This window comes from Paraglaciecola algarum, assembly GCF_021532655.1.
Classification (GTDB): Bacteria; Pseudomonadota; Gammaproteobacteria; order Enterobacterales; family Alteromonadaceae; genus Paraglaciecola; species Paraglaciecola algarum.
The window spans coordinates 230322-252304 of sequence record NZ_JAKGAS010000008.1; the positions used below are offsets into that span (position 1 = coordinate 230322).

At 39.1% G+C, this 21983-nt stretch carries 13 protein-coding genes; 10 read left to right on the forward strand and 3 right to left on the reverse strand.

What is annotated here, in order from left to right:
• Nucleotides 1–72: 72 nt before the first annotated feature.
• The 6 genes from L0668_RS15390 to L0668_RS15415 all read left to right on the forward strand — a co-directional run bounded on the left by L0668_RS15390 (nucleotide 73) and on the right by L0668_RS15415 (nucleotide 12417).
• Nucleotides 73–4128, forward strand: a complete 4056-nt coding sequence (locus tag L0668_RS15390; protein WP_235313601.1) for a hybrid sensor histidine kinase/response regulator transcription factor — start codon at nucleotides 73–75, stop codon at nucleotides 4126–4128.
• A gap of 252 nt (nucleotides 4129–4380) precedes the next feature.
• Nucleotides 4381–7677, forward strand: a complete 3297-nt coding sequence (locus L0668_RS15395) for a DUF1553 domain-containing protein (protein WP_235313602.1) — start codon at nucleotides 4381–4383, stop codon at nucleotides 7675–7677.
• Nucleotides 7678–7753: 76 nt separating this feature from the next.
• Nucleotides 7754–9235: a DUF1501 domain-containing protein gene (locus tag L0668_RS15400; RefSeq protein ID WP_235313603.1), complete on the forward strand. Its 1482-nt coding sequence runs from the start codon at nucleotides 7754–7756 to the stop codon at nucleotides 9233–9235.
• Nucleotides 9236–9299: 64 nt separating this feature from the next.
• Entirely contained in the window at nucleotides 9300–10907 is a 1608-nt protein-coding gene (locus L0668_RS15405) for a c-type cytochrome domain-containing protein (RefSeq protein WP_235313604.1), read from the forward strand.
• A gap of 32 nt (nucleotides 10908–10939) precedes the next feature.
• Nucleotides 10940–11962, forward strand: coding sequence for an NHL repeat-containing protein (locus L0668_RS15410; RefSeq protein WP_235313605.1), 1023 nt, complete (start codon nucleotides 10940–10942; stop codon nucleotides 11960–11962).
• Nucleotides 11963–12048: 86 nt separating this feature from the next.
• On the forward strand, nucleotides 12049–12417 hold the full coding sequence (locus L0668_RS15415; protein ID WP_235313606.1) for a hypothetical protein: 369 nt from the start codon (nucleotides 12049–12051) through the stop codon (nucleotides 12415–12417).
• Nucleotides 12418–12507: 90 nt separating this feature from the next.
• Here L0668_RS15415 and mdh read toward each other — a convergent pair whose 3' ends face one another.
• Nucleotides 12508–13443: a malate dehydrogenase gene (gene mdh / locus L0668_RS15420; RefSeq protein WP_235313607.1), complete on the reverse strand. Its 936-nt coding sequence runs from the start codon at nucleotides 13441–13443 to the stop codon at nucleotides 12508–12510.
• Nucleotides 13444–13741: 298 nt separating this feature from the next.
• Here mdh and argR point away from each other — a divergent pair, with 298 nt between their 5' ends.
• Nucleotides 13742–14215: a transcriptional regulator ArgR gene (gene argR, locus L0668_RS15425; RefSeq protein ID WP_235313655.1), complete on the forward strand. Its 474-nt coding sequence runs from the start codon at nucleotides 13742–13744 to the stop codon at nucleotides 14213–14215.
• Between the two features lie 153 nt (nucleotides 14216–14368).
• Here the strand turns inward: argR and L0668_RS15430 are convergent, their stop codons facing one another.
• Both L0668_RS15430 and L0668_RS15435 read right to left on the reverse strand, forming a co-directional pair.
• On the reverse strand, nucleotides 14369–15511 hold the full coding sequence (locus L0668_RS15430; protein ID WP_235313608.1) for an endonuclease/exonuclease/phosphatase family protein: 1143 nt from the start codon (nucleotides 15509–15511) through the stop codon (nucleotides 14369–14371).
• Between the two features lie 116 nt (nucleotides 15512–15627).
• A complete protein-coding gene (locus L0668_RS15435) occupies nucleotides 15628–18837 on the reverse strand; it encodes a TonB-dependent receptor (RefSeq protein ID WP_235313609.1) in 3210 nt (1069 codons plus the stop codon).
• Between the two features lie 342 nt (nucleotides 18838–19179).
• Here L0668_RS15435 and udk point away from each other — a divergent pair, with 342 nt between their 5' ends.
• From udk to L0668_RS15450, 3 genes are read left to right on the forward strand one after another with little or no spacing between them, the layout of a single operon-like run.
• Nucleotides 19180–19803: a uridine kinase gene (gene udk / locus L0668_RS15440; protein ID WP_235313610.1), complete on the forward strand. Its 624-nt coding sequence runs from the start codon at nucleotides 19180–19182 to the stop codon at nucleotides 19801–19803.
• Between the two features lie 52 nt (nucleotides 19804–19855).
• The gene (locus tag L0668_RS15445) at nucleotides 19856–21064 is read left to right on the forward strand and encodes a NupC/NupG family nucleoside CNT transporter (RefSeq protein ID WP_235313611.1); all 1209 of its coding nucleotides are present in this window, start codon (nucleotides 19856–19858) and stop codon (nucleotides 21062–21064) included.
• Between the two features lie 21 nt (nucleotides 21065–21085).
• Nucleotides 21086–21922, forward strand: a complete 837-nt coding sequence (locus L0668_RS15450; protein ID WP_235313612.1) for a 2OG-Fe(II) oxygenase family protein — start codon at nucleotides 21086–21088, stop codon at nucleotides 21920–21922.
• Nucleotides 21923–21983: the final 61 nt, after the last annotated feature.

Sequence of the window (21983 nt, forward strand, 5' to 3'; positions counted from 1 at the left end):
ACTAGTGGATATTTGTACTCAAACCCACGCTTTAGTGTCTTAATCTGTATATTTGTAATCTGTTTAATCGTTTTGTCTTTGTTACAACCGGCCAATGCGGTCACACCATACCAGCCCGACATTACACCATATGCTATAGAGCCGTACGCTTGGCCTGAAGTAGAAGGACTACCCAACGATAGTCTTTTTGACATAACCACAGACAAAAATAGTCATCTGTGGATGGGAGGGGCAAATGCCATTCTCAAGTACGATGGTGAAACTCTTACAAAATATACGCCTAACAATATCGAAGAGAACTTAGGCTCATATACATACTCATTAGCTGTTCGAGATGACGGAGAGTTGTTTGCCATGTCTCGTTCCCAAATGTTTCATTTTAATAAAACAAAATGGCAAGCATATGGACCGCCAGTGTCCCCCATACCTTCTGGCTTCTGGGTACAAAAACGTATTACTTTTGGGAAAGACAACTTTTGGCAAAAATCCAGCGAAGATCTGCTTAGAATAAACCAAGATGAATTTGAATATATCCATCTAGACAATGGGCATATAGAACATTTTATCATTGACCAACAAGGCTACTTTTGGGTGTTGTTCCGTCAATCGAAATCAGTAAAACGATTCGCTTACAATAAAGGGAAGTTTATTGAATTAAATCATTGGCCTAGGTTGATGGAAAATACTCAGCAGAGCAAAATCGTACAACTAACTCATTCTGAATTATGGATAATTAGTCAAGATCCAAAACAACCGCCCCTCGCCTTAAACATCCAAAATATAAATAAAAATCAAACAAGCAGTCACACCTGGAAACAGATTCGTTATCCGACTACTAACGGATTTAGCAATCAGGCTGTCATATCAGACACTGATAACAACATTTTACTTTTTTCATCTAGTCACTTGCACCTCAAAACACCTGAAAAATGGTATTCAGTTCCACTAAACACTTTGAATATTACGCGAGATATTTTATCACTTAAACAAGCTTCGAATGGCGATATATGGTTACTTGAACTCGGCAAAGCGGTTCGTCGTTTTAATCCTGTTTCACCAAGGCAAATGACCTTCAATGACTTGATGTTTGGTTGTGAAAGTCAAAATAGTGAATTTTTTATTAACAAGGCTGGCTACATTATTCAACATAATCAATTGACCGATAGTTGGCTTAAGCATGAAAAAACTAAGCAGTTAATATCCACTCCTTTAAATTTATTGTGCACCCAACAAAATGACATCATTGTTTATGGGTCAGACAATAAAACTGCCGCAATTTCAGTGTTAACTGCTGAGAACGTACTACAAAGTCCAGATAAAGCGCTTAATTGGCAAAAAATATTGCTACCACAGTTACATCAAAACATTGGCTTGTTGTCTGCCATTGAATTACAAAATGGTGACATCTACCTAGGGAGAAATGATGAGTTACCAAAAACACAAGGAGTCATAGTTAAGCTACAAAAAAAGAAGGATGGTTACAAAATTAGCAATATCCCGCTGGATTATTATTACAATCGTGTGGCCACAATAGCCGAATTACCTGATAACCAACTAGCCTTTAGTAACTCAAACCTACAAATTCTCTCTCTAAATAAAACGGCAAAGACCACAAATTCGACAGCAGTCACTTTGCCTAACAATTTTGTAGCAGCTTGGATTGAAGGACTCGCTGCAGATTCTCGCGATAACCTTTGGGTTGCTACATGGCATTACGGCGTCTTAGCTTTTAACAATGGGCAATGGCGACAATATGCCCTTAACGAAGGCTTAAGTGGTAAAAACGCCGCTAGCATAGCCCGACTAAGTAACGATGACATAGTGGCATTAACCCACAATGGTGTAGATAGGTTTGATGGAGCGGTTTGGCAACCACTCGATATATATGGAGTTAAAGCTATACGGGAAGGCAGTAATTTAGTTGAAGGCAGCGATAGTACCATCTGGGTAAACCAAGCTTCTCGAGAGTGGACATTTAGATATCAACGTCCCTATTCATACAACAGTTTCGAATATCATCAACAACAAGATATATTTAAAACGATACGCTATCAGGCAACAAAAATGGCGCCATCGGTTGAAATAGAGCTAGCTAACCCTTTAATAGAATATCAAAATTCAGTATTGGTATCCTGGCGCGGATTTGACCAATGGTTTGAAACATCTTCAGCCAACTTAAAATATTCTTATCGGGTAAATGACGGAGAATGGTCCATTTTTTCCTCTGACACCAGTCATGCGTTTACTAATTTATCACCTAAGACTTACACCATTGAAGTACGATCCCGTGATGCGGATGGTAACACTTCCAAAAGCCCCGCAAGTTTGTCTTTTACTATCAGTGCTCCATTCTGGCAACAAACCTGGTTTTATATTGTTATAACGGTCATTTTTGTCTTAATGCTAACGACATTATTAGTATTAATCGCCCAGCGTTTGAAACAAAAAAGTCAGATAAACCAAGCGCGTATGGAGTTTTTAACCCATATTTCTCACGAATTACGCAATCCTTTGGCTTTAATCATTTCTCCCATTGAAGAATATTTTCAACAACACCCCAAACAAAAAAACTATGGGCTACAACTTGCCTTGCGTAATGCCAACCGATTAAAGGAATTAATCAATCAATTATTGGATTACCGCCGTTTACAAGCTGGAAATATCAAATTAGAGAACAAGCCAAATGATTTAATTCAAATGCTTAAAATTTTAATCGCTGATTTACATTTCATCGCCGACAAAAAGCAGCAAAGCATTAATTTTTTAAGCCCACTAAATCATTATCATTGCCTTTTTGATTATGACGTAATGCGTAAGATTATTGAAAACTTAATCACAAATGCTCTCAAGTATTCCGATAAACATGCTTCGGTAATCGTTATAGTGAACAAACATTCAAGTGGAATTAAAATATCAGTGGAAGACAATGGCATTGGTATTCCCCTAAATGAACAAGCACATATTTTCACTCCATTTTATTCACAAAAAAAGCATAGATTTGACAACCATAATAGTTTTGGTATTGGCTTATCATTAGTTAATGATTTAGTGGCGTTAAATCATGGGAATATAAAAGTAGAAAGTCCAATTAAAGATTCCCAGCATGGTTCTCGTTTTACCCTTACCTTTAACCACTTAACAGAAATCAAATCGGCTAGTACAAACGTCACTCACAAGCCCAATGACTCAACTAGTTCAAATTCAATAAATATTCCGATTGCGAGTCACTCATTAACAACAGAGCCTAGCAAACAAAAGGTTCATGTTTTATTAGTGGATGATAATATTGAGCTTACTCAGTATTTACTACAAGAGTTATCAGCAGACTTTCAATGTCATGTAGAACACAATGGTAAGCAAGCACTTACATACGCCATAAATAACATTCCAGATATCATTATCTCAGACTACAAAATGCCAGAAATGGATGGTTTGGAGTTATGCCAAGCACTTAAAAATAACATTGCGACTAGTCATATTCCCTTATTACTGCATACCGCAATGACATCCGAAGCGCACCAATTAAAAGGTTTAACTTTTGGTGCGGTAGACTATTTATTAAAACCCGTTTCTATTCAACTGTTGAAAAGTCGTATTTATAGCTTAATGGATCATAGAGCCCATCACGCTATTTTTGTTCAGCAAGCCTTACAAACTAAACAACAGATATCATTCCCTAACTCAGACTTGGATAATGAGCCTGCTGATGAAACTATCTCAGCTGCACAAATTAGCAAACAATCCCATGATGAACTTCTAAAGATAAACATTGCGATTACACCACAAGAACAGACTTTCTTAACACTGGTACATCAGCAGTTAAAACTCAACTTTAAGAATACTGATTTTAATGCAGAACAATTAGCGCAATTGGTACATATGAGCCGTAGTGCTTTTTATCGAAAATTTAAAGCTTTGACCAATATTACCCCAGCCGAACACATCAAAATTTATCGACTCAATACTGCAAAAAAACTGCTGTTAGATGGTTATACAGTCTCAGAAATTATCAGGCAGACAGGCTACAGCGATCCCAGCTCTTTCAATAGAGCCTATAAAAATCTGTTTGGCAAAAACCCTTCCGATGAAAAAGCTCAATCAAAAAAGTTTAATGAGAAAGGCCAGTAAAAACTGATAATTTGTCCTTTTATGTTGTCAATTTGTATCAGCTTTGTATTAAAAACTAGGCCAGAAAGTATAACTTATTGATTTCAATTAAAATTTATATATAAACTTCACTTTGCATATTTTGACTCCGTGTCATAAATCTTTTACGCTGTTATTAACATTATGTTCACACAACGATATTAACTGCCTTGATGCGGTAAATAACATTGGATACAGAATAAAATTTATCTAAGTAAGACCTGGAGAGCTATTTTGCAGCATATATCATTAACCAAGGAGTATTTTTTTAGTTCAGTGACTTATGCAGTTACTCAAACTAAAAAAAGTGCCTTATTTAGCTTATTTGTTTCCCTACTTTCTTTTAACGCTTTTGCCGAACTTAAATTTAACAACGACATCCGCCCAATCTTGTCGGATAAATGTTTTCACTGCCATGGCCCAGATAAAGCCGACCGCAAAGCAGGTTTACGTTTAGATACGGCAGAAGGATTAGTCACAGATTTAGGTGGATATGCTGCCATTATCCCGGGTAACCCAGAAGACAGTGCAGTATACAAACGAATCACTCATAGTGATCCAGAAGAACGTATGCCACCCGCCCATATGCACAAAGATCTCAGCGAACAGGAAATTGCCACTATTTACCAATGGATAAAAGAAGGCGCACCGTATCAAAACCATTGGTCTTTTGAACCGATAGTAGCTACCACTGTACCTAAGGTAAAACAGAAAGAGTGGGCTCAAAACCCTATCGACAACTTTATACTGGCTCGTTTAGAACAAGAAAATTTCTCTCCTTCGGCCAAGGCTGATAAACATACTTTAATTCGCAGATTGGCTTTAGATTTAACTGGTTTACCCCCCACTCAAGAGTTAATCGAACAATTTACCAATGATCCATCAGCGGATGCATATGAAAAAGCAGTCGACACCTTAATGGCCACTACAGCTTTTGGTGAGCACCAAGCCCATTATTGGTTAGACGCGGCTCGATATGCTGATACTCACGGCTTACATTTAGATAACTTACGAAGCATATGGCCATATCGAGATTGGGTAGTAAATGCTTTTAATCAAAACCAGCCTTTTGACCAATTTACCATCGAACAGCTTGCAGGGGATCTATTACCGGACCCCACTCAAGATCAATTAATTGCCACAGGGTTTGTAAGGTCAAACCCTAGTACCAGTGAAGGAGGGGCGATAGACGCTGAATATGCGGCTATTTATGCTAAAGATAGAACCGAAACCCTATCTACAGTTTGGATGGGGTTAACTACAGGCTGTGCCGGTTGTCATGATCATAAATTTGATCCTATTTCTCAAAAAGAATTTTATCAATTAACCGCCTTCTTTAGAAACACCACAGAAAAAGCTATGGATGGGAATGCGGCTGACTATCCGCCCTCTATGCACGTTTTTAATGATAAAGACTCGGCGCTAATGAAGCATTTAAAAAACAGCAATGAGTCACTAAAAGCCAAAATAAAACAGCTTAGTGAAAGTAGCTCATCAGAGATTAAAAAATGGATTAATAATCACCAGGACCCATCCCTTCCTCTGGCAGAAAGTGAACTTGCCTTCCACTTACCTGCCAATGAAGGTAAAGGAAATATAGTCACAACCCAGTTAAATCAAAAACAGTCTACTGCCAAAATCACTGGAAAATACCAATGGGTGGATGGCAAGCAAGGCAAAGCCTTAGCCATTAACAAATCAACATTAATAGAGCTAGGTGACGCTGCTCAATATGACTATGGAGATAGTTTCAGTGTTAGTTTTTGGATAAAGCCACCAAAAGAAGAAATCAAAGCTCAACCCATAATAAGTCGAATGAACGTAGATCCTGAAAAAGGATGGTGGGATAGGCAAAGCGAAACCGCAGGTTGGTTTGTTGAAGTATTAAATAATAAATCTTTAAGATTGACCTTAAATTATGGCAAAACAGCTTTTATCTATGGCAATTTAGGCAATGTAATGGAGCCTGAAAAATGGCAACACATCACTATTCAATATGATGGCAGTGCCAGCCAAAATGCCTTTAGATTTTATGTAAATGGTGAAGATCGCGGTAGAGCTCAAACAAAAAGCTTGTCGCCGGAAGAATTAGCTATAGTGCCAGAAGCTAAAATCGAAACACCTTTATCTATTGGTTTTGTTCAAAATCCTTATGACCACAAGGAAGATCGAACTGCCCCTGAAATAATTGAAAAAAATACCAAAACACCTTATGTAGCCATACAAGATATCAGGGTATACAAGAATGTATTAACCCCAGAAGAAAATATGCTAATTGCCAAATTACCTGATATCCAACAAGCACTTACAGTAAGTAAACGATCTAAAGAACAGCAGACTTTGTTAAGTAATTACTACACCAGTCAGTTTTCTAAAAAAGGGCTAGAATACTATGCACTGCGCCGCGCCCAACTACCACAGATAACGGCTATTCAACAACGTACGCCTATCACCCTTATTCTTGAAGAAAAGGCTGATAGCAAACCTTTTGCCCATATTCTAAACCGAGGGCAATATGATGACGAAGGTGAAAAAGTATTTTCAGGCACTTTAGCCATGTTACCGGCTATGGAAAAAACTGAAGGGCTCAATCGTTTAGATTTAGCTAAATGGTTAGTTCGAGACGACCATCCATTGACCGCACGGGTGACGATTAATCGCTTTTGGCAATATATATTTGGTCGAGGCTTAGTAGAAACCGCGGGAGATTTTGGTAGCCAAGGTACTCCGCCAACTCATCCAGAGTTATTAGATTGGTTAGCTAACGACTTCAAACAAAACGGTTGGGATGTGAAACGTGCCATCAAACAAATGGTGATGTCTGCCACCTATCAACAAACTTCAGTGTTCACACCTGAGTTGTTAGCCAAAGACTCCCACAATACTTTGTATGCACGATCTTCTCGTCCTCGCCTCGATGCTGAAGTGATTAGGGATCAAGCTTTAGTAGTTAGCGGACTGTTAAATGACCAAGTGGGTGGCCCACCGGTAAAACCTTATCAACCAGCAGGTTTATGGAAAGCGGTAGCATATGTAGACAGTAATACCGCACACTTTAAACAAGATCACGGAGATAAATTATACCGAAAGAGTTTGTACACCTTTAGAAAACGTACGGCAGCTCCTCCAAGCATGTCTCTTTTTGATGCACCAGACAGAGAAAGCTGTGTAGTTCAGCGAGAGCAAACCAATACGCCTCTTCAAGCATTATTGCTAATGAACGATCCTCAATTTGTTGAAGCTGCGAAAAAAATGGCTGAAAGAGTGTTAATTGAGAATAAAGAAGACAAGTTTAGCTTCTTAATCCAACAGGCTTTAGGCAGGTCGCCAGATGAGCCTATGTTAACCAGCTTACGCCAGTCCTATGACAATCTACACAAGCTTTATTTGAGCAATGAAGGTTCAGCCCAAGACTTAATCAGTGTAGGAGAATCTAAAGTCGATCCGTCGCTAGACCCAATAGAGTTAGCCACATGGACTATGTTAGCTAACCAAGTATTTAACTTAGACGAATTTATTACCAGAAACTAACTCGACCACAAATCAATAACCAAACAGTAGGTTTAGCTAGTTATCGAGCGCATAAATGGGCCGATTGGAGAAAAAGATGAATAACAGTAACGACACAGATTTTGCTAAAAAATATAACACTCTCAGCCGCCGTGGCTTTTTAAAGAACGCAGCACTGGGTGTTGGCGGTACAGCTTTAGGATCATTGCTAGGTCAAAGTGCTCACGCCCTTGAAAACGCAAAATATCAGTTAGGCCAAGGTAGTTTGGGTTCACCTCACTTTAGACCCAAAGCCAAACGGGTAATCAACTTATTCATGGCTGGCGGCCCGTCGCAACATGACATGTTTGATTACAAACCCAAAATGAAAGATATGTTTGGTAAAGATTTACCAGAAGAAATTCGCAATGGCCAACGTTTAACAGGCATGACATCGGGACAAGATAGTTTCCCCATCGCCCCTTCTAAATATGATTTTAAACAACACGGTGACAGTGGTGCTTGGGTGAGTGAATTACTACCCTACACATCTAAAATGGTAGACGAGTTAACCTTTATTAAGTCCATGCACACAGAAGCCATTAACCATGACCCTGCCATTACTTACATTCAAACTGGCTCACAACAACCAGGGCACCCGAGTATGGGTTCATGGTTAAGTTATGGCTTAGGTAGCGAAAACGCAAACTTACCTAATTTCGTAGTATTACATTCTAGTTGGACAGGCCGAAAAACTGCTCAGGCTTTATACAACCGTTTATGGGGCAGTGGCTTCTTACCTGCCAGTCATCAAGGTGTATCGTTTCAATCAACCGGCGACCCAATTTTGTATTTAACCAACGCCAAAGGCGTTAACTCAGATGTCCGCCGCACTATGTTAGATGGCCTTAGAAACTTAAATCAACAACACTTTGAGAAGATGGCAGATCCGAGTATTACCTCGCGTATTGCTCAATATGAGTTAGCCAACCGCATGCAAAGCTCAGTGCCAGAGTTGACTGACTTAAAAAAAGAAAGCAAAGCAACTTTAGATTTATACGGCCCAGATGTGCATAAACCAGGGACCTTTGCTTACAACTGTTTGATGGCAAGACGACTAGCTGAACGTGGCGTACGTTTCACCCAAATATTCCACAGAGGTTGGGATCAACACCAAAATATATCGGGCGATTTACCCAACCAATGTCGCGACGTTGACCAAGCCTGTTATGCCTTAGTCACCGACTTAAAGTCTCGTGGTTTATTAGAAGATACAATCGTCACTTGGGGTGGAGAATTTGGCCGTACTATTTATTGTCAAGGCAAGTTAACCAAAGAAAATTATGGTCGAGACCATCATCCTCGCAGCTTTACCACTTGGGTCGCGGGTGGTGGGTTTAAGGCAGGTATCACCTACGGGGAATCTGACGATTTCGGCTATAACATAGTTAAAGATCCTGTGCATATTCGAGACCTAAATCGAACTGTGTTGCATCAATTGGGTGTAGACCACAAACGTTTGTCGGTTAAACACCAAGGTTTAGATCAAACCTTAACAGGCGTGGAAGAATCACACCTAATCAAAGGTATAATTAGTTAGTTAGCAAGCACACACTACCCTTGTAAAAGTCACTAATAATAAGAATATAGATTAAGAGAATTTTATGCAGCCAGCGCAGTCATCATTACCAAAACAATTACAAAAAAAGATGTCCAAACAACTAAAGTACGCTTGGATGATTGGTCTTGGATTGTTCAGCTTTTTATTATTATTACCCTCATTCGTTAGCCTCGATGGTGAAGCAGGTAATGACTGGGCAATATTTTTCGGCCGTTTTCATATTGTGGTATTACACCTGCCAATTGGTTGGTTGATGATTATTCCTTTTATAGAGTTTATCGCTCGACAATGTGCCTTACCAGAGCTTAAAAAAGCCATTCGTTTCATTTTATTCTTTGCTTCTTTTTCTGCTATTTTAGCCGTAATCATTGGTTTAACTTTAGCTAGTTCAGACGGTTACTCTGGTGACATAGTGACCACTCATATGTGGCTGGGCATCACCACTGCAATTTTTACTATTCTGGCTTGCTTGTTTAATGAAAGTTTTCATGTATTAGCTAAAAATCTATTCCAAAAAGCCTATTTCATCAGCTTATTTACAGCTCTGCTTGCCGTGACTTGGGGTGGACATTTAGGTGGCTCTTTAGTGCAAGGTGAAGGATACCTAACCGAAAAATTACCCGCTGATTTAAAAGTGACCTTAGGGCTAGAAGAAGCTCCAGAACTGTTAAGTTATGACACACCAATTTACCAAGGTTTTATCGAACCTATGCTGGCTGCTCAATGTATGAGTTGTCACAACTCAGGTAAAGTAAAAGGTCAATTTAAACTAGACACATTAGAAGATTTATTCAAAGGCGGTAAAAGCAAAAAAGCAGGGATTGTTGCCGGCGACTTAAAGGCTAGTGAAGTATTCCATCGAGTCACTTTGCCTCGGAATAATGATAAAGCTATGCCACCAGAGGGAAGAACACCTTTAACTGAAGAACAAACTGCTCTAATGCGTTGGTGGATTGAGGCTGGCGCACCTACCACCACAAGCATCAATCAACTTGAACCTGACTCTTTACCCCCCGAAGTTATCGCTGCGTTAGACAACAAAATTAACGAGTCTGCCGAACGTTTGTACCCTACTAAAGTGTTTACTAGTATTGAACCGACTCTGTTGAAACAATATATTCAACAACTTCAGACTGAGTTTGGAATTGATATTGTACCTGTATCTCAAGATCCTAAAGACGGTTTACAAATAACTGCGTTTAACTTCCATACCTCTATGGATGAAAACGCTTGGCAGGCCTTGTCACCTTTAGCTGAGTTTATTTCCTACGCTGATTTTGGTGGCATGACAATTAACCAACAAAGTTGGCAACAAATTGCTAAGTTACCGCAATTACGGTCATTGCTACTAGATAACGCCAATCTTGAAAGTACCGATTTAGCCCCATTAAACCAGTTAAAAAAGCTTCAAGTTCTTAATTTATTCAACACTGGGATTAATGATAAAAACAGTCCTGACTTAGCAAAAATCATCAGTTTAAAGAAACTGTATGTAGGCCAAACTGAGATAACGCTGGATGGCTTACAAATTATCCAATCATCGCTAAAACAAGCGAAAATTTATCACTCATTAGTTGAACAAGCTGTGCTCAACTTACCAGAAATAAAAACAAAAGAAGCGCCAGAAAAAAAATCAGAATACGCTGAATAACATTACATCTAGAATATAAGGCTTTGAGATCCATGCTAAAAATAAAAAGACCCATCACCACCCTAGCGTTATCAGCACTATGCAGCTTTTCTGTATCTCAGTTTAGTTTTGCCCATGAGCATAAGGTGCACAAACTAGCTAAACCTTCTCCAGTGATTGAAGGGAAAACGATCATATCAGGTGGGTATGAGTACCAAGCTGAGTTATTGCAGTTACCCAAAGAAGTCGACATTAAACATGCTCATGGCTTAACTCGTGACAATGAAGACAATATTTACCTAGCTTATGAATCTAATGACATTACCGATAAAACCCACGCGATCATTAAATTTGATAAGAATGGTAAGTTTGTTCGATACATAGGAGACTCTAAATTTGCTTGGGGCGCACCTCATGGTTTAGATCTGGTGTATGAAAATGGCAAAAAATATTTATATCTCAGTAATAATTGGCTAACAGTACGTAAAATAGATATGCAAGGCAATCTAGTATGGCAGTCTGAAGAAGCGCCCGATACAGCCCCTTATCAAGTCGAGAAACCCAAATACCGTCCAACCGATACCGCCACAAACCCAAATTCCAAACAAGTGTATATCGCAGATGGATACGGCAGCAGCACTATCACCGAGCGAGATAAGATAACGGGTGAATATGCCAAGAAGTTGTGGGATGGAACACAATCAGGCAAACACTTTAAGACCCCACATGGTGTGACTTACGACGCCAGAAACAATCAGGTGTTAGTCGCTGATCGTGAAAACAGCCGTATCGTAGCTTTTGATACACAAGGAAATTTTATTAAAGTCATCGAGGGCGAAGGCATTAGTCGAGTGTGCAATACCGACACGTGGCAAGATCAGTTATTAGTACCTAATTTAAATGGCTCAGTTGCCTACTTAGACAAACATAATAAATTGATAGACGTAATAGAAATCAATCAAGTATTAGGCGAAAAAGGCCACAAACACCCTCACGATGCCATATTTATGTCGAATGGCGATATTGTGATAGGCACTTGGAATCCGGGTAAATTGTCTTATTGGAAGAAGTTGTAAATTTTTTATATGAAAAATGTGACCTCTTTGGCTTAAACTATCTATAAATAGTAGTTTGATTTGAAAAATAGGTATCTCAATAAAATATGGCTTACAAAATAGAGTTCATTGAAAGTTCCGACTTGGTTAGGGTTGAGTTTAGTGGAGATGCAACTTTAGATGACCGGATAAGTGTCATCCACAAAATCTGTTTGGACTTTTGCAATGCGACAATTGCTAAAACTAAGATTCTAATTGACGTTAGATTAATAACCAAATTAATGACAGAGAATGAGCAAAAAATAGTTGGAACTTATGTAGCCTCTAGAGAGGAGCTAAAGAAAGCAAAAGTTGCTATTATTGCAACCCCAGAACAATTGATACATCAAACAGCTATTGATACCTCTGCGCAATTAGGCCATAGAATTCAACTATTTAGTACTGAAAACCAAGCTTTAATTTGGTTGAATTCTTAATCCAAATACCATAAAAAACAAAAACCAGCACGAATGCTGGTTTTTAATCTCTAAGCTTCCCACAAAAACTTTGGGGAGGAGTTAGTTAAATTAAGCGTTGACGAAGTCTTGGCCTAATTTAATGTCACCACGTAGACCTTCTAACATAGCGTTTTTAGCATCTTCTTCGAAAGCACTTAACTCGCCATAAGAAAGAATCTCTTCTACGCCATTTTTACCTAAACGTACAGGGTGAGAGAAAAACTCAGCGTCGTCGCTGTTAGTTTCAACGTAAGTGTATTCCACAACGTTTTCACCGCGCATAGCATCTACTAAAGATAAGCAGAATCTAGCCGCTGCTTGCCCCATAGATAAAGTAGCTGATCCGCCACCCGCTTTAGCTTCAACAACTTCAGTACCTGCATTTTGAATACGAGTAGTAAGACTTGCTACTTCTTCGTCGGTAAAGTCAACACCTTCAACTTGAGAAAGTAGAGGAAGAATAGTCGTTCCAGAGTGGCCACCAATTACTGGCACGTGTACGTTTTCTGGGTTAAGACCTTTCAGGTTACCCACAAAAGTTTCTGCACGGATAACATCAAGAGTCGTTACACCGAATAATTTGTTTTTGTTGTAAACACCTTTAGCTTTTAACGCTTCAGCAGCAATCGCCACAGTGGTGTTAACTGGGTTAGTAATAATACAAGTACATGCTTCTGGGCAGTTGTCAGCGATTGCATCAACTAGATTTTTAACAATACCTGCATTGATATTAAATAAATCTGAACGATCCATACCTGGTTTACGAGGAACACCAGCTGGGATCAAAACAATGTCGCAACCTGTTAATGCGTCAGCTAAGTCATCTTTGCCGAAACCTTGCACTTTAACATCGGTAGGGATATGGCTTAAATCAACGGCTACGCCAGGAACGACTGGAGCTACGTCATATAAAGACAGCTCACAACCTGCTGGAAGTTGAGTTTTTAACAATAGTGATAACGCTTGGCCGATACCACCGGCGGCACCTAGTACTGCTACTTTCATAATTATCTCCTGTGAATGCTATGTGTAGGGCGTAATTTAAGTTTCTATACCCTTATTCTTTTTGTGTGTTCAGACCCAAAAACGTTTTACGCCTATGAGAATGCGCGGCATTATACTAGAGCGAGCTGACCTTTTCTGTATAATTTTCGTTCTATCTAAGCGCTTTTTAATCAAAATAGTAGATTTAATGGCTTACTACGGCAAGTCAACACCCTGTTATTTGCGCAGTCAAGATGTTGTCAAATTGCTTAAACTCAAACAATGGGGCAGAATAGCGCCTCATCAATACGAGGGATATATGGCAACTATCAAGCAAGAAGCGTTAATCAAAGCGTTTAAAGATATTTTGAAAACAGAAAGTTTTGGCTCTCAAGGCGATATTGTTGATGCACTAAAACTACAAAGTTTTGACAACATAAGTCAATCAAAAGTATCTCGAATGCTCAGTAAGTTTGGCGCAGTCAGAACCCGTAATGCGCGCGGTGATATGGTTTATTGCCTACCACCTGAGTTAGGCATGCCTACGGCAAAAAGCCCACTTAAACAGCTTGTTTTAGATGTAGTTCACAACAATGTTATGGTGATCATTCGTACCAGCCCAGGTGCGGCACAACTCATCGCTAGATTACTTGATTCCTTAGGTGAAAAAGATGGCGTATTAGGCACCATAGCCGGTGACGACACCATTTTTATTGCTCCTGCTGATGTTAACAAAATTGCTGAAACCCGAGACAAAGTAGAAGCCTTATTTGAAAATGTGGCTAGTGGCTAGTGGCTAGTGGCTAGTGGCTAGTGGCTAGTGGCTAGTGGCTAGTGGCTAGTGGCTAGTAAAATTAAGCCTGAGTAGCCCTAGCTAAGCCAACTATTTTCTATTTTCTATTTTCTATTTTCTATTTTCTATTTTCTATTTTCTATTTTCTATTTTCTATTTTCTATTTTCTAAAATAATATCTAACCACACCAATCTGTGATCAGAGGAACTGTTTCGGTCTTTAATTAAACGATATAAAGGTTGGTCTTTAGTTGGCCAAAACACTTCTGCATGTTTAATGGTTAATCCTGATTTTGACGGTAGAACGTAATCTGCTCTCATTCTCCAAGCTGCAGTATGTGTGGCGCCTAAAACATTATCAGGTGTATGTTGATTACCACCAACACTTTTAGGGATAATGTCCCCATGAATTTTAGTGTGAGTTAACAAGTCTACTATGGCTTGTTTGTGCGAGTCGCCCTCAGTCATCGAGGAGTTTAAATCCCCCATCACAACAAAACGTTTGCGCGATAATCCACCAGCATGACCTTGGTCGTCATAAATATAACCTGCTTGCTTGCCAGCGCTAATATAGTCCACCCAAAAACGTATTTCATCATGGTTACGTTTGCCATTACGATCTTCTGGCCCGTCAAACACAGGCGGAGTTGGGTGACTTGCTAGAATGTGTACTGTTTTACCATGTACAGTAACTGGAATATCCCAATGAGACTTAGAGGATAAACGTAAATCTTGCTGAGCCAATTGCGAATACCAAGCTTGGCCGTTTTCATCAACAATACTAGTCAATTGGTTGTTAGGCATATCTTTCCATTTAAACCTCTGGAAAGTGCGTATAGCTGATTTGTCGATAGGATAACGACTCAACAAGACCATGCCATAATGGCCTGGATAGAAACCAAAACCAAAGGCATCACCTTTAACACCCGACGCAACTCCATCTTTGTCTAAATCATGGCCACTATCGACCCCAGTATTGACAGGTGCCGTGTAATAATATGGGTAATCGATTGGCTGGTTACCATTTTGCGACTTGTCTAAATAGTTTTGTTTAAACGCCAGTACACCTTTTGCATCGTTATTTGTGTAATCAAACTCATTTAACAAAATAATGTCTGGGCGCACATGCTGAATGATCTCAGCAATATTTTTGATTTGAGGGTGTTCACCGGTAGCCAACCTTTCAAACAATTCATTGCCGATAATACTTTGCCCTTTTTCAACATAGTTTGTGGCATCCATACTGACATTAAACGTCGCCACACGGACTTGTTCTGCTTGAACCAGTTGAGACATAGTGATTACCCACAATAATAAAAATCTAAATATCATTCTAAAACCCGTTATTAACAAAAACAAAAAAGCCGATCATAAGACCGGCTTTTGATTTTATAATCTAAACAAAATAACGTTTAGAATCTGTATTTAACGCCTAACCTAACTTGCCATAGTGACTGAGTTTGGAACGGAGATTGACTAGCTGCACTAGTATCAATTTCGTTATAGGTGTAGGTACCATCATCTTCAATATCCGCATCAATTACAGCAGCTGAATTGAATGGACCTTGATTGGTTACACCCCAATCATCATTTAGTAAATTACCTAAGTTCTTAACCACTAAGAACACATTACCACTGTGACCTTTAATAAAACCAGGAATTTCTTGGTCAATTCTAAAGTCAACCCGAGTACTCCAGTCTGACTCTAGTGAATTACGGCTAAGAATTGACCCTCTTTCACCTTCTAAACCAAAGTCTGCTACGAACTGGTCAAAGTCAGCCTGGACAGCATCAGATGCAAATTTAACAGCCGAACCATACTCTTCTACAGTTGGAATATAAACTAACTGTCTAAATGCATTAGTATCTTCGTTAATTCTCAAGTTTTGGTATGTTAATGAGTAGGGGCGACCTTTCTTGCGACTCCCAAATAAAGAGAATGTTGTGTCATAACCGCTCATAAATTCTGCTGAATAACGTAAGTTAAAAGTAAAGTTATGAGGAACTTCGTAGTTTGAAGTTGCAATACCAGGATTTAATGGATCAGATACAGATACATTACTGTAGTTAGAAAATGATACCGCGCTTGTCATTGGATTATATTCGGTAGATTCGTTAAAAGCATAACCTACAAATACATCTAGCCCATTATCATATTCTTTGTTCATCGCAAAAGAGATAGTAGTTGAATCACCATCTTCTGGGGCGTTAGTTAAGATAAAATCGTTCTTCAAGAAATTTCGACGAGTAGTATTTCCATCGCCGTCAGTAACAGTTAATTTTTCATATACTGGACGACCATCTACCAGAGTCCCATCTTGTTCTATAGAACCATCAATGATGGTGGCTGAATCCTGTTTCTTTGTATAAAGGAAATCAGCTTGGAAAATATAGTCATCATCAGTTGCGTAAGTTAAGCCTAAGTTATATTTCCATTCTGTAGGCAGCTTAAAGTCATCAGCAATTGCATTTGTACTTGGTTCTGCACCAAATGCAGGGTTATTATCAGCAACTTCTTGCACTTGCTCATTTAGTGGATTGTATATGGCTCGGCCATCACCAGAAATAAGACCTGGAAGCGGCGTTCCATCTGCAGCCAAGATTTGCACATCACGGCGAAGTGTATCGATGTTAGTTATACCATCATTTGAAAACGAATTAGACAACCAAACATTTGGATTACCACCTTGGTACAAGCCAACTCCACCACGTAATTCAAAAGAATCACTCATTGCATAGTTGAACCCAACGCGCGGCTGTAAAACTCCCTCTCCATCAAAGGTGTTTTGGTTAGAGTAGCCATATCTATCTTCAAATTCTTGATTGTAGTTAGGCTTGTCACTGCTTGTAATCCAATCATAACGTAAACCAAATTGTAATGTTAAATCATCCAATGACCATTCATCTTGAACATACAAAGCGTGGGTTGCGTATGAAAAAGAAGCGGCAGCATCATCTGGGTTATTTGTACCGGCAGAGTTATTGTAATAAATATCATCTACAATACCTGATTCGAAATCATCTAAGCCAGAAGTTCCGTCACTACTGTTTCTGGTTCTATCTCCACCAAAACGATATTCACCTATGGTATGTTGCATGAATAGGTTGAAAACACTAAGACTTTCGTATTCATAACCACCAGTAATGGTATGGTCGTCTAAATAATAAGTACCAGCTACTTTTAAAGTAGTGCTATCCCAATCTAAATCATTAGACTGACGAGAGTCGTCTGGACCAAGATAAATAGTTCCGAAACCGTCTAACGAACCAATTTGTACTTCAGCAAAACCGCTAGCTTCATCAACAGACTGCTGTAAGTTATCTAGTTTAGTGTGGCCGATTCTTACTTCTGTCGAGAAATCATCTGTCCAGTCTGAATACAAAGAAGCAACAACTGCATCTAACGTAGCGCCTTTCTTATAGAAATGATTAGACAATGTTACGCGCGAACTAGACTCATCTGATTGATCAATTAAAAATCCATCGTTGTAATTATATACTAAAGCAGCACGATGCGAATCATTGATATTCCAATCAAGTTTCACCAATAACTTTTCGTCTTCAACTGGGGCTGAAGTAGGCAAGCCTCCGGCATCATATCCGTATACATCATTTGCTATTTGGATTGCACGGTTAACTTCGTCCATGCTTACAGCGCCATTATTTAGAGCCTCATAGGTGAAGATTTGAGCTCCTTCCAATTTTTCGTAAGCTGCAAAAACAAATAACTTATCTTTAATTAATGGAGCACCAATATTAAAGCCATAACGCTTAACGTCGAAGTCACCAAGATCAACTTTTTCGCCGGCAATTTCATCACCTTGCAGAGCATCACTAGTATAATCAAAGAAGACACCACCATGAACTTCATTTGTACCAGACTTAGTTACTGCATTGATATTACAACCAGTGAAACCACCGTATTGAACATCAAAAGGGGCTATTTCAACGGCAACTTGATCAATAGCGTCAAAAGAAAATGGCATTCTTATAGTTGGGTAGCCATTAAAATTAAGACCAAAACTGTCGTTCATTCGAACACCGTCAACGGTTAATGAACTGAATCTTGGGTTATTACCACCGCAGATGATCGCTTCATCACCATTTGCTTCTGCAATACTTATACGCGGGTCGATTCTGACTAAATCTTTAATATCACGATCAGCTGTTGCCGCTTGTTGTAAATCAGTAATATCAAACGTTGAACCCGGACTAGTTGTTCCGAATTCAACCGACCCCATTGCAGAACCTACGACAGAGATTCTTTCAACGTCGTCATTTGAGAGGGTAAGATTTAACGAAGGAACTTCTCCCAACTGTAAAAACACATCATCTACAACTTTATCTGCAAATTGATTTGAATCGAAAGAAATAGAGTAAGGCCCCCCTACACGAAGCCCTTTGGCTGAAAATTGCCCCGCTCCATTTACAGTTGTTGTCTTAGTCGAACCAGAAGGAACGTGAGTAATTGTAACCTTAGTTCCTGCGGCTGGATTACCTTGTGGACCTGTTATAGTACCGGTAATACTTGAAGATGTTTCTTGCGCCATTGCAGCAGACGACAGTCCTACTGACAGAGCGACAGCCATCGCTATGCGATTCAGCTTATTATTTTTTAACATATATTCATTCCTATTTTTAGTGTGTTCTTTAACATTCCATGAGCATATATACCTACCCAACGGAGGACATGAGCGACGGTCGTTATAATACGACTTCTAAATTTAAAACGGCCTGAGTGTAACAGATAGATTATGACACTTTTATTACAGTCACAAGAGTGTTTGACAAATTTCATCAAACTGTCGCATTTCTCCGTTGTTAACCCGCAAGATAGCAACATTTATTAACAATCTAGTTACAAAGCTGACCAAATAGTCTGGCATAAAACTATATGCAGCACTGACATTTATGTCGTACACTGGTATCTTCTTATTCATTATTTAGTTATCAATCGGAATGGTATGTCTACTCCACTCATAATTGCCATATCGGGAGCATCAGGTTCTGGTAAATCACTTTTTACCGAAAACTTACTAAAAGAGTTTTCAGAAGAAGGCAAAACTGTACAGATCCTCCGCGAAGATCATTATTATCGTGCGCAAGATCACATGCCTTTGCCTGAGCGTGAAAAAACTAATTACGACCACCCAAAAGCATTCGAACACACTTTACTAGTGGAACACTTACAAGCCTTAAAAAACTGGCAATCAATTGAGTACCCTCATTATTGCTACAAGACCCATACTCGTTTAGCGCAAACTGAAACACTAATTTCAGCGCCAGTGATAATTATTGAAGGCATAATGTTGCTCGCCAATGAAGCCTTACAACATATGTTTGATATCAAAATATTTGTCGATACACCGCTAGACATATGTTTGTTACGCAGAATGAAACGCGACATTGCCGAAAGAGGCCGTACTTTAGAGTCAGTGGCAAATCAATATGAATCAACAGTTAAACCTATGTATCATCAATTTATAGCACCCAGCCGATTTACCGCCGACGTAATTGTGACTCAAGGTGGTGAAAATAAAATTGCTTTGGATGTCATTAAGTCACATATTCAGCAAAGTTTGATATAAATCTAAGCACAATAATAATTAGTATTAATAATGATAATAAAAAGGAAACTATATGGTTAGTTTGATTGGTGTTGTATTGATGTTAGTCATTGCCTATGCAGCATCTGCACACCGCAAAGCAATAAACTGGCGAACCGTTGGTGGTGCTTTTGCAGTGCAAGCGTCAATCGGCGCATTAGTGTTATATTTCCCTCCGGGTATTCAATTTTTATTAGCCCTAACTGGCTACGTAGAAAATATTATTGGCTACAGCCAAGATGGGATTAATTTCATTTTTGGTGATTTGGGTAATAAGTCTATTGGTTTTATTTTTGCCTTCAATGTGTTGCCTGTAATTATTTTCTTCTCCTCTTTGATTACTGTTTTATATCACTTAAAAATCATGGATGTGGTTATTCGAGTGATAGGTGGTTTTTTACAAAAAGTGTTAAAAACCAGTCGTCCAGAATCCATGTCTGCTGCGGCTAATATATTTGTTGGTCAAACTGAAGCCCCTTTGGTGATTAAACCTTTTATTCCAAACCTAACTCGCTCTGAATTATTTGCCGTTATGGTAGGGGGGTTAGCTTCTATTGCCGGCTCAGTGATGGCTGGATATGCGGGTATGGGCGTTGAAATAAAATATCTGTTAGCCGCTAGTTTTATGGCCGCTCCAGGCGGGCTATTAATGGCTAAGATGATTATTCCAGAAACCGAAGAGTACAAAAATGAACTATCTGATGAAGCCATCAAAGAAAATCAATATGCCAACATATTTGATGCCGCCGCTAGTGGCGCAGCTTCAGGCTTAAAATTAGCCGTTAATGTAGGTGCCATGTTGCTTGCTTTTATTGGTTTAATTGCTTTATTAAACGGTCTAATTGGCTGGGCCGGTGGATTATTTGGTACTGAAAATTTAAGTTTCGAAGTCATTCTAGGTTACGTTTTCCAACCCATTGCTTGGACCTTGGGCGTACCTTGGTCTGAAGCCAATATTGCCGGTAGTTTCATTGGCCAAAAAATGGTGGTGAACGAGTTTGTTGCTTATTTAGATTTTTTACAACACCAAGCGGATATTTCACCTCATAGCCAAGCTATTATTATTTTTTCTTTATGTGGCTTTGCCAACTTTTCATCTATTGCTATTTTAATGGGTGGTATTGGGGCCTTAGCGCCCAATAGACGTAAAGAAATTGCCCAACTTGGGCTCAAAACAGTTTTAGCGGCTACTTTAGCCAACTTGATGAGCGCGGCTTTAGCCGGGTTTTACCTTAGCCTCTAAAAGCCAAATAAAAGGTTACTTATGGAATTAATTGCAGTCGATTACCAAGCGCCCAACGCAGACAAACTATTTGTTGAGTCTTTACGTACCACAGGTTTTGGGGTGTTAAAAAATCATCCCATTGACCAACAAAGAGTGCGCAGTATTTATCAAAACTGGCAGGCATTTTTTAATAGTTCAGACAAAGAAAACTTTGCTTATAGCAAAGAAAATCACGATGGTTTTTTTTCAACTTCAGTATCTGAAACTGCTAAAGGTTTTAAAAAGAAAGATATCAAAGAGTACTACCATTATTACCCTTGGGGCCGTTGTCCTGAGTCTTTGAAACAAGAAATATCAGACTACTATCGCGATACTAATGCATTAGCCTCTGAGTTATTAACTTGGGTAGAGAAACATTCACCTGCAGAAGTATCGGCAAAATATTCACAGCAGTTGTCGAGTATGGTCACCAATAGTGAGCAGACTTTACTACGAATTTTACATTACCCTCCGTTAGATGGGTCAGAGGAGCCCGATGCCATTCGAGCGGCGGCACATGAAGACATTAACTTATTAACTATTTTACCGGCAGCTAATGAGCCTGGCTTGCAGGTAAAAGGAGTGGCTGATAGTTGGATTGATGTACCTTGTGACTTTGGTAATTTAATTGTCAATATTGGAGATATGTTACAAGAAGCCTCTGGCGGATACTTTCCTTCAACCACTCATAGAGTGATTAATCCTGAAGGCAGTGATCAAACTAAATCTAGAATTTCACTACCGTTATTTTTACACCCTAATCCAGAAGTGGTGCTGTCTGAACGACATACAGCAAAAAGTTATTTAAAAGAACGTTTGGATGAATTAGGGGTTTAACAGGGCTGATATCATTTTAGATAAGTATTTATGCCCCATAGATTTATGGGGCACGATTAAT

What these genes read in the sequence shown, in the direction of transcription:
- L0668_RS15400 (WP_235313603.1), top strand. Translation starts at nt 7,754, where the DNA reads ATGAATAACAGTAACGACACAGATTTTGCTAAAAAATATAACACTCTC.
- L0668_RS15405 (WP_235313604.1), top strand. Translation starts at nt 9,300, where the DNA reads ATGCAGCCAGCGCAGTCATCATTACCAAAACAATTACAAAAAAAGATG.
- L0668_RS15410 (WP_235313605.1), top strand. Translation starts at nt 10,940, where the DNA reads ATGCTAAAAATAAAAAGACCCATCACCACCCTAGCGTTATCAGCACTA.
- L0668_RS15415 (WP_235313606.1), top strand. Translation starts at nt 12,049, where the DNA reads ATGGCTTACAAAATAGAGTTCATTGAAAGTTCCGACTTGGTTAGGGTT.
- mdh (WP_235313607.1), bottom strand. Translation starts at nt 13,443, where the DNA reads ATGAAAGTAGCAGTACTAGGTGCCGCCGGTGGTATCGGCCAAGCGTTA.
- argR (WP_235313655.1), top strand. Translation starts at nt 13,742, where the DNA reads ATGGCAACTATCAAGCAAGAAGCGTTAATCAAAGCGTTTAAAGATATT.
- L0668_RS15430 (WP_235313608.1), bottom strand. Translation starts at nt 15,511, where the DNA reads ATGTCTCAACTGGTTCAAGCAGAACAAGTCCGTGTGGCGACGTTTAAT.
- L0668_RS15435 (WP_235313609.1), bottom strand. Translation starts at nt 18,837, where the DNA reads ATGTTAAAAAATAATAAGCTGAATCGCATAGCGATGGCTGTCGCTCTG.
- udk (WP_235313610.1), top strand. Translation starts at nt 19,180, where the DNA reads ATGTCTACTCCACTCATAATTGCCATATCGGGAGCATCAGGTTCTGGT.
- L0668_RS15445 (WP_235313611.1), top strand. Translation starts at nt 19,856, where the DNA reads ATGGTTAGTTTGATTGGTGTTGTATTGATGTTAGTCATTGCCTATGCA.
- L0668_RS15450 (WP_235313612.1), top strand. Translation starts at nt 21,086, where the DNA reads ATGGAATTAATTGCAGTCGATTACCAAGCGCCCAACGCAGACAAACTA.